Consider the following 13617-nt stretch of genomic DNA (forward strand, 5'->3'; position numbering starts at 1 on the left):
GATGAAACAGCTGTATCTCGCCTCAGGCTCGCCACGTCGGCGTGAACTGCTCACGCAGATCGGCGTGCCGTTCCGCACCATCAGTGCGGACATCGATGAAACCCCTTTAAGTGATGAATCCCCGTCGGCCTATGTCGAGCGCCTGGCGCGCGGCAAGGCCGAGGCCGGGCGCGGGTCTGTCGTGCCCGACGCGGATTTTTGCGTGTTGGGCGCCGACACCGCCGTGGTGCTGGATGGAAAAATTCTCGGCAAGCCGGTTGATGAAGCGCAAGCGTGCGCCATGCTTATGATGTTGGCCGGGCAAGAGCATGAAGTGCTGACGGCCATTGCGGTGCTGGATGGTGAGCGTTGCGAGTCTCGGGTGGTGCGCAGTCTGGTGCGTTTTCGTCACATCGGTCGCGATGAAGCGGCGGCCTACTGGGCCAGCGGTGAACCGCGGGACAAGGCGGGCGGCTATGGCATTCAAGGACTGGGCGCGGTGTTTGTCGCCGGGCTCAATGGCAGTTACTCGGCGGTGGTCGGACTGCCGCTGTGCGAAACCGCTGAGCTGCTCGGCCATTTCGGCATACCCTGTTGGCAAACCCTTAACGCGCGCTAAGCGTCGTACTGACAAGATGCGGCCATTATCGTGAACATGCCTGAACGAGACCCTGCCATGAGTGAAGAGATCCTGATCAACATCACGCCGATGGAATCGCGCGTGGCGGTGGTCGAAAACGGTGTGCTGCAAGAGGTCCACGTCGAGCGCACGCAAAAGCGCGGGATCGTCGGCAACATCTATAAAGGCAAGGTCGTGCGGGTATTGCCAGGCATGCAGGCGGCCTTCGTCGACATCGGCCTGGACCGCGCCGCGTTTATTCACGCCTCGGAAATTTCCCTGCGCGAAGGCCCTGCGGTCGAGAGCATCAGCTCGCTGGTTCACGAAGGCCAGAGCCTGGTGGTGCAAGTCACCAAGGACCCGATCGGCTCCAAAGGTGCGCGGCTGACCACTCAGCTGTCGATTCCATCGCGTTATCTGGTGTACATGCCGCGCACCGCCCACGTCGGCATTTCGCTGAAAATCGAAGATGAAGCCGAGCGCGAACGTCTCAAACAAGTGGTCACCGATTGCGTGGCCAAAGAAGGCATCAAGGAAGCCGGTGGTTTCATTCTGCGTACTGCCGCCGAAGGGGCCGGCGCCGATGAAATCCTCATGGACATCCGCTACCTGCGCAGGCTCTGGGATCAGATCAACGAGCAGATCAAAACCATCAGCGCGCCGAGTGTGATTTACGAAGATCTCGGTCTGGCGTTGCGTACCTTGCGTGACCTGGTCAGTCCGAAGATCGAGAAGATCCGCATCGATTCCCGGGAAACCTTCCAGAAAACCACGCAGTTCGTCGCCGAACTGATGCCGGAAATCGCCGATCGTCTTGAGCATTATCCGGGCGAGCGGCCGATTTTCGACCTGTATGGCGTCGAAGACGAAATCCAGAAAGCCCTGGAGCGTAAAGTCCCGCTGAAGTCCGGCGGCTACCTGGTGGTGGACCCGGCGGAAGCCATGAGCACCATCGACGTCAACACCGGGGCGTTCGTCGGTCATCGCAACCTTGAAGAAACCATCTTCAAGACCAACCTCGAAGCCGCGACCGCCATTGCCCGTCAGTTGCGCCTGCGCAACCTGGGCGGGATCATCATCATCGACTTCATCGACATGGAAGATGAAGAGCACCAGCGTCAGGTGCTGCGAACGCTCGAGAAACAACTGGAACGCGATCACGCCAAGACCAACATCATCGGCATCACCGAGTTGGGCCTGGTGCAGATGACCCGCAAGCGCACCCGCGAAAGTCTCGAGCAAGTGCTATGCGAACCGTGCAGCAGTTGCCAGGGCCGCGGCAAGCTCAAGACCCCGGAAACAGTGTGCTACGAAATTTTCCGTGAAATCCTCCGTGAGGCTCGCGCCTATCAGGCGGAAGGCTATCGTGTATTGGCGAACCAGAAAGTCGTCGATCGTTTGCTCGATGAAGAGTCGGGCAACGTCGCCGAGCTGGAAGGTTTTATCGGACGCACCATTCGGTTCCAGGTGGAAACCATGTATTCCCAGGAACAATACGACGTGGTGCTGCTCTGAATCGCTGTGTTTCAACCCCACTAGAACAGCTGGCCTCAGCTTTTTGCAGTATTTTTGCCATGGGAGCCGACTGACATGGACCGTCTGACACGCATATTGGCCGCACTGACCCGTTGGGGTCTGGGCCTGTGCGCGTTGGTTTTGGTGCTGATGGCGCTTTACGTCAGCCTCGGCCGAGAGTTGACGCCGCTGGTGGCCGAGTACCGTGCCGAAGTCGAATCCAAAGCCGGTGCTGCTTTGGGTATGCCGCTGCATATCGGTGAACTGGAAGGTAACTGGAGCGGTTTTGCGCCGATCCTGCTGGCTCACGATGTGATGGTCGGCGAGGGCGTCAATGCCCTGCGCCTGGATCAGGTGCGCGCGGTGCCGGATCTTTGGGAGAGTCTGATGGCGCGCGAGGTGCGCATCGCTCACCTTGAGCTCAACGGCCTGAAAATCAGCCTCAAGGAAGGCGAGGACGGGCATTGGGCGCTGGAAGGTTTGCCGGTCCAGCAAGATCAGCCGCTGGATCCGGAGCAGTTGCTCAATCGCATGCAGAGGGTTCAGCAGCTGTCGGTGCTCGACAGCCAGGTGACCTTGCAGCCTCTGGATCAGCAACCCCTGACCCTGACCTACGTGGGTCTGAATCTGAAAACCGGCGCCTCTCGCCAGCGACTCGACGCCAGGCTGACCCTGCCCGACGGTCAGCCAGTGGCCATGAGCCTGCGCACCCGTATCCGCGCCAGTCAGTGGAAGGAAGGCGAGGCGGATGCCTACCTGAGCCTGCCGCAAAGCGATTGGTCGAAATGGTTGCCCGAGCGCCTGACCCGGCAGTGGAATTTCTCCGAGATCAAGGCCGGCGGCGAGCTCTGGGTCAACTGGAACAAGGGTGCCCTGCAAAGCGCCGCGATCCGCTTGAACGCGCCGCAACTCAAGGGCGCCTACGCCGAGCGCAAGCCGATCCAGATCAACAACCTCGCGCTCAACGGCTATTTCCAGCGCGGTGCCGAAGGCGTCCTGGTGACCCTGGATTCCCTGGCCATGAACCTCGGCGAGACTCGCTGGGAATCGCGTCTGCAACTCAAGCAAAGCGCGGCCACCGACAAGACCGAAGAGCTTTGGCATCTACAAGCCGACCGCCTCGACCTCACGCCGATCACGCCGCTGCTCAATGCCTTGGGCCCGCTGCCCGAAGGCGTTGCCAAGGCGGTCGAGCGGCTCAAGGTGACCGGTGGCTTGCGCAACGTGCTGGTCGACTTCAGGCCCAATGCCACTGACGACAGTAAATTCAGCTTTGCCGCCAACCTGGATCGGGTCGGCTTCGATGCCTATAGCGGCGCTCCGGCTGCGCGAAATGTCAGCGGCAGCATCAGCGGTGACCTGGGCCAAGGCGAGCTGCGCCTGGACAGCAAGGACTTTGTCCTGCACCTTGACCCGATTTTCGCCAAGCCATGGCAGTACATTCAAGCGAACGCCCGGTTGACCTGGAAGCTCGACAAAGAAGGCTTCACCCTGATCGCGCCGTACCTGAAGGTGCTGGGCGAAGAGGGCAAGATTGCCGGCGACTTCCTGATCCGCCTGCATTTCGATCACACCCAGGAAGATTACATGGACCTGCGGGTCGGCCTGGTCGATGGTGATGGTAAGTACACCGCCAAGTACTTGCCGGAGATGCTCAGCCCGGCGCTGGACGAATGGCTGCGTACGGCGATTCTCAAAGGTGCGGTGGACGAAGGTTTCTTCCAGTACCAGGGATCGCTGAACCACGGCGCCGCCGACACTGCCCGCAGCATCAGCCTGTTCTTCAAGGTCCACGATGCCGAGCTGGCGTTCCAGCCAGGCTGGCCGCCTGTCAGCAACGTCACGGGGGACGTGTTTGTCGAAGACAGCGGTGTGCGGATCCTGGCCAGCAAGGGCCAGTTGCTCGACACCCAGGTTCGCGACATTTACGTCAATATTCCCCATGTGCCTTCCGGGCAAACCGTCCACCTGTTCCTCGACGGCGCATTCGCTGGCGGGTTGGGCGACGGACTGAAAATTCTTCAGGAGGCGCCGATCGGCACCGCCGACACCTTTGCCAACTGGGAAGGCGAGGGCGATCTGCAGGGCAAGCTGAAACTGGACATCCCGCTGGTCAAAGGCGAGCAGCCCAAGATCCTGGTCGACTTCAAGACTGCCAAGGCCCGCCTGAAACTCGCTGAGCCAGCCCTTGAACTGACTCAGCTCAAAGGCGATTTCCGTTTCGACAGCTCCAAGGGGTTGAGCGGGCAGAACATCACCGCGCGCGCTTTCGATAAACCTGTCGCCGCGCAGATTTTCGCCGACGGCAGCCCGGGCAATCTCAAGACACGCGTTAACGCGTCCGGTCAGATCGAGGTCAAGAAACTCACTGATTGGTTGAGCGTTACCCAGCCGTTGCCCGTGTCCGGGTTGATCCCGTATCAGCTGCAACTGAACCTGGAGGGTGCCGACAGCCAGTTGATGGTCAGTTCCAGCCTCAAAGGCGTGGCGGTCGATTTGCCGGCGCCGTTCGGCATGGCGGCCGATGTGGGGCGCGACACGACGTTCCGCATGACCTTGCAAGGGCCGGAGCGGCGCTACTGGGTCAATTATGGTGAGCTGGCGAACTTTACGTTTGCAGCGCCGACCGGCAACTTTGCCGACGGTCGCGGTGAACTGTTCCTCGGCGGCGGCAATGCCGTGCTGCCCGGTGCCAAAGGCCTGCGGGTGCGCGGCGTGTTGTCGGAGCTGGATGTCGGACCGTGGAAGGATCTGGTGGACAAGTATGCCGGCCAGGATCCAGGCGGCAGTGCCAAACAGCTGCTCAGCAGTACGGACTTCAAGGTCGGCAAGCTCAGCGGCATCGGTACCACCCTCGATCAGGCTTCGGTGCAGTTGAACCGCAAACCGACTGGGTGGGCCTTGCAGCTCGACAGTCAGCAAGTCAAGGGCACCGCGAGCATCCCCGATGCGAAAGCCGCGCCGATTGCGGTCAATCTGCAATACGTGCGTTTGCCGGCGCCGGACCCGACGGTCCTGGCCGACGAAAACTCGCCGGATCCGCTGGCCTCGGTGGACCCGACGAAAATCCCGGCGCTGGATATCACCATCAATCAACTGTTCCAGGGGCAGGATCTGGTGGGCGGCTGGTCGCTGAAGGTTCGTCCGACCGCCAAGGGCATTGCGCTCAATGCGCTGGATCTGGGCCTCAAAGGCATTCTGTTGCAGGGCAGCGGCGGTTGGGAAGGTACCCCCGGTTCATCCACCAGTTGGTACAAGGGCCGGGTCAGCGGCAAGAACCTGGCCGATGTATTGAAGGGCTGGGGGTTTGCGCCGAGCGTCACCAGCGAAGAGTTTCACATGGACGTCGACGGTCGCTGGCCGGGCTCACCGGCGTGGTTGGCCACCAAGCGCTTCTCCGGAACCCTCGATGCCTCGTTGAATAAAGGCCAGTTTGTTGAAGTCGAGGGCAGCGCCCAGGCGTTGCGGGTCTTTGGCCTGCTCAACTTCAACTCCATCGGGCGTCGCCTGCGCCTGGATTTCTCGGACCTGTTTGGCAAAGGCTTGAGCTATGACCGGGTCAAAGGCCTGCTCGTTGCAACCAACGGGGTGTACGTGACCCGTGAGCCGATCCGGCTGACCGGTCCGTCAAGCAATCTTGAGCTTGATGGCACCCTGGATCTCGTTGGTGATCAGGTCGATGCCAAGTTGCTGGTGACTTTGCCGGTGACCAACAATCTGCCGATTGCCGCGCTGATTGTCGGCGCCCCGGCCATCGGCGGCGCGTTGTTCCTGATCGACAAGCTGATCGGTGACCGCGTGGCGCGTTTCGCCAGCGTGAAGTACACCGTCAAAGGGCCGTGGAAAGATCCGAAAATTACCTTTGATAAGCCTTTTTGAGCCCTTTTTGAAAAAGCACTCTCCAGGCCTATGGAGTAGCATGGCCGTAAGTCCCCGTAGGAGCTGCCGCAGGCTGCGATCTTTTGATCTTGCCTCTGATTTTGAAGAACCCAAAATCAAAAGATCGCAGCCTGCGGCAGCTCCTACAAGTATGTGTTGATTTCAGATAAGGAAATGGCCATGTCAGTCGCGGTGATTCAAATGGTCAGCCAGAGCGATGTGCTGGCCAATCTGGCCCAGGCCCGTCGGCTGCTCGAACAAGCAGCGGCCGCTGGCGCGAAGCTTGCCGTGCTGCCGGAAAACTTCGCCGCCATGGGCCGTCGTGACATTGCCGACATCGGCCGCGCCGAGGCGTTGGGCGAAGGTCCGATCCTGCCATGGTTGAAACAGACCGCACGCGACCTCAAGTTATGGATAGTGGCTGGCACGCTGCCGTTGCCGCCGGTGGATCAACCGACAACCAAAGTGCATGCCTGCTCGTTGCTGGTGAACGATCAGGGCGAGACAGTGGCGCGCTACGACAAGCTGCACCTGTTCGACGTGGACGTGGCGGACAATCGCGGACGTTATCGCGAGTCCGATGACTATGCTTATGGCAGCGGGGTGGTCGTGGCGGACACGCCTGTCGGTCGAGTCGGCCTGACGGTCTGTTATGACCTGCGCTTCCCCGAGCTGTACAGCGAATTGCGCGCTGCCGGGGCGGAGTTGATTACCGCACCGTCGGCCTTTACCGCGGTGACCGGTGCGGCGCATTGGGATGTGTTGATTCGCGCGCGGGCCATCGAGACTCAATGTTATGTGCTCGCGGCCGCCCAGGGTGGAACCCATCCGGGACCGCGTGAAACGTATGGTCATGCCGCGATCATCGACCCGTGGGGCCGTGTGCTGGCGCAACAGGATCAAGGCGAGGCCGTGCTGCTGGCCGAACGCGATAGCAGCGAACAGGCGTCCATCAGGGCGCGGATGCCGGTGTCCAGTCACCGGCGCTTTTTCTCGCAGGGCGCCCAGCGACCTGCCTCAGAACGACGAATTTAAGGCGTAAAGCATATGAGCGAGTTGTTGTCCTCAGTCAGTGAACACCTCCTGGCGCCCGGCGGCGTAACGATCGAGAGCCTGCAAGGTGTGCTCGGCGATCTGGCCGGCCCCGGCATCGATGCCGCCGACCTGTATTTCCAGGGGCAGATTTCCGAGTCCTGGGCGCTGGAAGACGGCATCGTCAAGGAGGGCAGCTTCAACCTCGACCAAGGTGTCGGCGTACGCGCGCAATCGGGTGAGAAAACCGGTTTTGCCTATAGCAATGCGATCACCCTGGAAGCCTTGGGGGCTGCGGCTCGCGCGGCACGTTCGATCTCCCGCGCCGGGCAGAACGGCACGGTGCAGGCGTTCACGACTCAGGATGTCGCCCAGTTGTACGGGCCGGATAACCCGCTGGAAGTGATGACGCGCGCCGAGAAAGTCGAACTGCTCAAACGCATCGATGTCGCGACTCGCGCGCTCGACCCGCGTATCCAGCAAGTCACCGTGAGCATGGCTGGCGTCTGGGAAAGAATCCTCGTGGCTTCTACCGACGGCAGTCTGGCAGCCGATGTTCGACCGCTGGTGCGCTTCAATGTCAGCGTAATCGTCGAGCAGAACGGTCGCCGCGAACGCGGTGGCCATGGCGGCGGCGGTCGTACCGATTACCGTTATTTCCTCAGTGATGACCGTGCCATGGGGTATGCCCGTGAAGCGTTGCGTCAGGCGCTGGTCAATCTTGAAGCCATTCCTGCGCCAGCCGGTACGTTGCCGGTGGTGTTGGGTTCCGGCTGGTCCGGCGTGCTGCTGCACGAAGCGGTCGGTCACGGCCTGGAAGGCGACTTCAACCGCAAGGGCAGCTCGGCGTACAGCGGGCGTATGGGCGAGATGGTTGCGTCCAAGCTCTGCACCATCGTCGATGACGGCACCCTGGCCGGGCGTCGTGGCTCTTTGAGCGTCGACGACGAAGGCACCCCGACCGAGTGCACCACGCTGATCGAAAACGGTGTGCTCAAAGGCTACATGCAGGACAAGCTCAACGCCCGCCTGATGGGCGTGGCCCGCACCGGTAACGGTCGTCGTGAATCCTACGCCCACCTGCCAATGCCGCGCATGACCAACACGTACATGCTGGCGGGCGAAAGCGACCCGGCGGAAATCATTGCTTCGGTGAAGCGCGGTATCTACTGCGCCAACCTTGGCGGCGGTCAGGTGGACATCACCAGCGGCAAGTTCGTGTTCTCCACCAGCGAGGCGTACCTGATCGAAGACGGCAAGATCACTGCCCCGGTCAAAGGAGCAACGTTGATCGGCAACGGTCCGGAGGCTATGAGCAAAGTGTCGATGGTGGGTAACGATCTGTCGCTGGACAGCGGCGTGGGGACGTGTGGCAAGGATGGGCAGTCGGTGCCGGTGGGTGTCGGCCAGCCAACGCTGAAAATCGATGCGATCACTGTGGGTGGCACAGGATCTTAAGGGATGGAGCTTCGGGTGAGTTGCCTGGCAACCCACCCGATACGAGGTTTAACGCAGACCGCGTTGAGTCTCGTCCAGCTCACGGATGTACTTGAAGATTTTACGGCTCGATGCTGGTGGCTTGTTGGTCGCCAGTTCGTGCTGGGCCTGACGGATCAGGGAGCGCAATTGCTGACGATCAGCCTCCGGGTAGTCGAGCACGAACTTCTCCAGGACGCCGTCGTCGCCCGCGATCAAGCGATCACGCCAGCGTTCCAGGCCATGGAAGCGTTCGTTGTACTGCCGGGTGGAGGCATCGAGTTGATCGAGCAGAGTCAGAATGGCGTCAGTGTCCTGATCGCGCATCAGTTTGCCGATGAACATGAGGTGCCGTTTACGCGCGATATTCGCGGTGTGCTTGGGCGCATCAGCCAGGGCCCGGCGCATAGCGTCGGTCAACGGCAGTTTTGCCAGCAAGTCAGGCTTGAGCGTTGTAAGGCGCTCGCCGAGGTCAACCAGAGCATGAAGCTCACGTTTGACCTGGGATTTGCTTTTTTCTCCCGTATCGAGGGAGTCGTCGTAAGAATCAACCATGGTGGCCGTCCGCAAAGAAACGCCGCCATGATAACCAGTCGGGGGCCGCTTGTCCGGCCCGGTCGCTCGAAGGCCCCAGCCGAAAGCAGAATTTGAGTGGAGAACAGCATGAGTGCAGTTGAAAGCGTCGGCCCACAAGCGTTGCCGGCACTGCAAGAACAAGTCGAGCAGATCATCGCTGAAGCCAAGCGTCAGGGTGCCAGTGCCTGTGAAGTGGCGGTATCCCTGGAGCAGGGCCTGTCGACCTCGGTGCGTCAGCGTGAAGTCGAAACCGTCGAATTCAACCGCGATCAGGGCTTTGGCATCACCTTGTACGTCGGCCAGCGCAAGGGCTCGGCCAGCACGTCGGCCAGTGGCCCTGAGGCGATTCGCGAAACCGTCGCGGCTGCACTGGCCATCGCCAAGCACACCTCGGAAGATGAAGCCGCCGGCCTGGCCGATGCCGCGTTGATGGCCAAGGACCTGCAGGATTTCGATCTGTTCCACCAATGGGACATCACCCCGGAACAAGCCATCGAAATGGCCCTGGCCTGTGAAGCGGCGGCGTTTGCCACCGACAGCCGGATCAAGAACGCCGATGGCACGACCCTCAGCACTCATCAGGGTTGCCGCGTCTACGGCAACAGCCACGGTTTTGTCGGCGGTTACGCGTCGACCCGGCACAGCCTGAGCTGCGTGATGATCGCCGAGGCCGACGGCCAGATGCAGCGTGATTACTGGTACGACGTCAACCGTCAGGGCAACTTGCTGGCCGACCCGGTGAGCATCGGCCAACGTGCCGCGCAACGGGCGGCGAGCCGTCTGGGCGCGCGTCCGGTGCCGACCTGTGAAGTGCCGGTGCTGTTTTCTGCAGAGCTGGCCGGTGGCCTGTTCGGCAGTTTCCTCTCGGCGATTTCCGGTGGCAGCCTGTATCGCAAGTCGTCGTTCCTTGAAGGCACGCTGGGTCAGAAACTGTTCCCGGAATGGCTGACGATCGATGAGCGTCCACATTTGATGCGTGCGATGGGCAGTTCGGCGTTCGATGGCGATGGTCTGGCAACTTATGCCAAACCGTTCGTCGAAAAAGGCGAACTGGTGTCCTACATCCTTGGCACCTATTCCGGTCGTAAACTCGGCATGCCGAGCACCGCCAACGCAGGCGGCGTGCACAACCTGTTTGTCACTCATGGCGACGAAGACCAGGCCGCCTTGCTGCGCCGCATGGGGCGCGGCCTGCTGGTGACCGAACTGATGGGCCAGGGCCTGAACATGGTCACCGGCGATTACTCCCGTGGCGCGGCGGGTTACTGGGTCGAGAACGGCGAAATCCAGTTCGCGGTCCAGGAAGTGACCATCGCCGGCAACATGCGCGACATGTTCAAGCAGATCGTTGCGGTGGGTAATGATCTGGAACTGCGCAGCAACATCCGCACCGGTTCGGTACTGATCGAGCGGATGACGGTGGCGGGCAGCTAACCCTTACCGCTCCACAAAAAGGCGCGTCACCCCATCGGGTGGCGCGCCTTTTTTTTGAGTCTGGCGTGGTCCCCTGTGGGAGCGAGCCTGCTCGCGAAGACGTCGTGTCAGTCGAAATCAATGTTGAATGTGCATCCGCCTTCGCGAGCAGGCTCGCTCCCACAATAGGTCTTGCATACACAGTCGGGGTTGTTTTGGTTCTCATTATCATCTAATAATAAATCTCATTACCGAATGAGCCCGGATCATGAGTTCTGCCTTGCACGAGCAGCCTTACCTCGAAAGCTGGCGCTGGATGAGTCGCCAGATCCGTTGCGCGATGGATCCCGACGAGCCGCGCCTGATCGAACATTACCTGGCTGAAGGCCGGTATCTGGCGTGTTGCACGGCGACCTCACCCTGGACCATCGCCGAAACTTCCTTCCGTTTGTTGCTCGACACTGCCGCCGACGTCGCCCTGCCCTGGCACTGGCGGACCTACTGCCTGGATCAGGCCTGGCGTCCGCTGCGAGAACTGGAACGCCTTTCCCTCTGCAAATGCCGCCTCAAGCGCTGGCAGAGCTACACCTGGCAACTGGCGACCTGCGAGTTGCAACCCTCGATTCCTCTCATAGAACTGGTGCAAGGATTTTCTGATGAACAAGACTCGTATTGAGCGCGACAGCATGGGCGAGCTTCAAGTCCCGGTGGACGCCCTCTACGGCGCACAGACCCAACGTGCGGTGGATAACTTCCCGATCAGCGGCAAACCGATGCCCGTGCAGTTCATTCGCGCGCTGATTCTGGCCAAGGCTGCCGCCGCCCGAGCCAACATCGAGCTCAAGCAAATCAGCGAATCCCAGGGCAATGCCATCGTCGATGTGGCGCTGGAGCTGCTCAAAGGCGACTTCATGCAACACTTCCCGGTGGATATTTTCCAGACCGGTTCCGGCACCAGTTCCAACATGAACGCCAACGAAGTGATCGCCACCCTGGCCAGCCGTCTGCTCGGCGAGCCGGTGAACCCCAACGATCACGTCAATTGCGGCCAAAGCAGCAACGACATTATCCCCACCACCATTCATGTCAGCGCCGCGCTGGCGTTGCACGAGCAACTGCTGCCGGCGCTGGTGCGTCTGGTGCAGGTCATTGAGCGCAAGGCGGAAGAGGTTCATCACCACGTCAAGACCGGTCGTACTCACTTGATGGATGCGATGCCGGTGCGCATGAGCCAGGTGCTGAACGGTTGGGCGCAACAGCTGAAAGCCAACATCGGTCATCTGCAGGATCTGCTGCCGAGCCTGCAATCTCTGGCTCAGGGCGGCACCGCGGTGGGCACCGGAATTAATGCCCATCCTGAGTTTGCGGCGCGTTTCAGCCAGCAACTCAGCAAGCTGACTGAGGTGCAGTTCACGCCGGGCGAGGACCTGTTTGCGCTGATCGGCTCTCAGGACACTGCGGTTGCTGTCTCCGGGCAGCTTAAAACCACGGCGGTCTCGCTGATGAAAATCGCCAACGACTTGCGCTGGATGAACTCCGGCCCCCTGGCCGGTCTCGGTGAAATCGAGCTCGAAGCCTTGCAGCCGGGTTCTTCGATCATGCCTGGCAAGGTCAACCCGGTGATCCCGGAAGCCACTGCCATGGTCGCCGCCCAAGTGATCGGCAACGACACGGTCATCACCATTGCCGGTCAGTCCGGCAATTTCGAACTGAACGTGATGCTGCCGATCATCGCTCAGAACCTGCTGAGCAGCATCGAGTTGCTGGCCAACTCCAGCCACCTGCTGGGTGAAAAAGCCATCGCCAGCTTCAAGGTCAACGAGGCCAGGCTCAAGGAAGCGCTGTCGCGCAATCCGATTCTGGTCACCGCACTCAACCCGATCATTGGTTACCAAAAAGCCGCCGAGATCGCCAAGAAGGCCTATCAGCAGGGCCGTCCGGTGATTGATGTCGCTCTGGAACACACCGACCTGTCGCGTAGCCAACTGGAAGAGTTACTCAACCCGGAAAAGCTCACCGCAGGCGGCGTGTAATCAACGCTACCGCTTTGGAGGTTCACCATGGAGCACTGGAAACGCACGATCGAAAGAGCCAATCGCTTTTTCATGCTGGGCGAACTGGTCGATGCCCGCGAGGCTTACTTGCAGGCATTGGCACTGGCCCAAGTGTTGTTCGAGCGCTGGGCGGATGCCGACGAAGCGGTGGCGGCCTGCGTGATTTCCCATCACAACCTGGCGGACCTGCATTTGCGTCTGAACCAGCCGGAGGAGAGCGCCGAGTACCTGTGCGCCATCCATCAGCGGTTGTTGCAGACCATGCAGGACCCGCGACTGGCGCCGGCCCTGCGTGAAGCGGCGCTGCGCCAGAGCAGCAAAACCTACGTCGAGCTGCTGAATTTCATCAGCGAACACGGCGAGTATCCGCGCACCCATCGGTTGCTGCGCATCGATGCCGCCTCGCCTGCACCCCTACATCATGGAGTCCATTGAAATGGCTTTTACCTTGCCTGCCTTGCCTTACGCCTACGATGCCCTGGAACCGCACATCGATGCGCAAACCATGGAAATCCACTACACCAAGCACCACCAGACCTACATCAACAACCTTAACGCCGCCGTCGAGGGCACCGAGTTTGCCGAATGGCCGGTGGAAAAACTGGTGGCCGCAGTGCAACAACTGCCAGAGAAACTCCGTGCTGCCGTGATCAATCAGGGCGGCGGTCACGCCAACCATTCGCTGTTCTGGGAAGTGATGGCGCCTCACGGTGGCGGCAGACCCGAGGGTGTGCTGGCCACGGCAATCGATGAGCAACTGGGCGGCTTGGACAGTTTCAAGGAAGCCTTCACCAAAGCGGCATTGACCCGTTTCGGCAGCGGCTGGGCCTGGCTAAGTGTGACCCCGCAAAAGACCCTGGTCGTTGAAAGCAGCGGTAATCAGGACAGTCCATTGATGAACGGCAATACGCCAATCCTCGGTCTGGATGTCTGGGAACACGCGTATTATCTGCAATACCAGAACCGTCGCCCTGAATACATCAACGCGTTTTACAACGTGATCAATTGGCCAGAAGTCACTGCGCGCTATCAGGCTGCACTGGTTTAAGTCTTCTATAAAAACAATCCAAGGCT

At 60.6% G+C, this 13617-nt stretch carries 11 protein-coding genes; 10 read left to right on the forward strand and 1 reads right to left on the reverse strand.

Translation table 11 applies throughout. The features are described from left to right. Window position 1: 1 nt before the first annotated feature. The 5 genes from ACYZUD_RS28220 (at window position 2) to tldD (ending at window position 8482) form a co-directional block, all read left to right on the forward strand. Window positions 2–598: a Maf family protein gene (locus tag ACYZUD_RS28220; protein WP_462021137.1), complete on the forward strand. Its 597-nt coding sequence runs from the start codon at window positions 2–4 to the stop codon at window positions 596–598. 57 nt (window positions 599–655) lie between these two features. Further along, the gene (rng, locus tag ACYZUD_RS28225) at window positions 656–2113 is read left to right on the forward strand and encodes a ribonuclease G (RefSeq protein ID WP_059403239.1); all 1458 of its coding nucleotides are present in this window, start codon (window positions 656–658) and stop codon (window positions 2111–2113) included. A 75-nt stretch (window positions 2114–2188) separates the two neighbouring features. Then, window positions 2189–5992 (forward strand): YhdP family protein, encoded by a 3804-nt coding sequence (locus ACYZUD_RS28230; RefSeq protein WP_462021138.1) that lies wholly within the window; start codon window positions 2189–2191, stop codon window positions 5990–5992. 180 nt (window positions 5993–6172) lie between these two features. Beyond that, on the forward strand, window positions 6173–7027 hold the full coding sequence (locus tag ACYZUD_RS28235) for a carbon-nitrogen hydrolase family protein (RefSeq protein ID WP_462021139.1): 855 nt from the start codon (window positions 6173–6175) through the stop codon (window positions 7025–7027). Between the two features lie 12 nt (window positions 7028–7039). After that, window positions 7040–8482 carry a metalloprotease TldD gene (gene tldD, locus ACYZUD_RS28240; RefSeq protein WP_008026890.1) on the forward strand — a complete coding sequence of 481 codons (1443 nt, stop codon included), beginning with the start codon at window positions 7040–7042 and terminating at the stop codon, window positions 8480–8482. Window positions 8483–8530: 48 nt separating this feature from the next. Here the strand turns inward: tldD and yjgA are convergent, their stop codons facing one another. Continuing rightward, window positions 8531–9055, reverse strand: a complete 525-nt coding sequence (yjgA, locus tag ACYZUD_RS28245) for a ribosome biogenesis factor YjgA (RefSeq protein WP_064679728.1) — start codon at window positions 9053–9055, stop codon at window positions 8531–8533. 108 nt (window positions 9056–9163) lie between these two features. On the opposite strand from yjgA, the gene pmbA reads away from it, so the two are divergent. From pmbA to ACYZUD_RS28270, 5 genes are all read left to right on the forward strand, one after another. Continuing rightward, a complete protein-coding gene (pmbA, locus tag ACYZUD_RS28250) occupies window positions 9164–10510 on the forward strand; it encodes a metalloprotease PmbA (protein WP_462021140.1) in 1347 nt (448 codons plus the stop codon). A 247-nt stretch (window positions 10511–10757) separates the two neighbouring features. Beyond that, on the forward strand, window positions 10758–11165 hold the full coding sequence (locus ACYZUD_RS28255; RefSeq protein WP_462021141.1) for a FagA protein: 408 nt from the start codon (window positions 10758–10760) through the stop codon (window positions 11163–11165). Further along, on the forward strand, window positions 11146–12522 hold the full coding sequence (locus ACYZUD_RS28260) for a class II fumarate hydratase (RefSeq protein WP_462021142.1): 1377 nt from the start codon (window positions 11146–11148) through the stop codon (window positions 12520–12522). The genes ACYZUD_RS28255 and ACYZUD_RS28260 overlap by 20 nt, the downstream gene beginning before the upstream one ends. Window positions 12523–12549: 27 nt before the next feature. Further along, entirely contained in the window at window positions 12550–12978 is a 429-nt protein-coding gene (locus ACYZUD_RS28265) for a hypothetical protein (protein ID WP_462021143.1), read from the forward strand. A 1-nt stretch (window position 12979) separates the two neighbouring features. Next, on the forward strand, window positions 12980–13591 hold the full coding sequence (locus ACYZUD_RS28270) for a superoxide dismutase (RefSeq protein ID WP_462021144.1): 612 nt from the start codon (window positions 12980–12982) through the stop codon (window positions 13589–13591). Window positions 13592–13617: the final 26 nt, after the last annotated feature.

It is taken from the genome of Pseudomonas sp. XS1P51 (assembly GCF_054897845.1).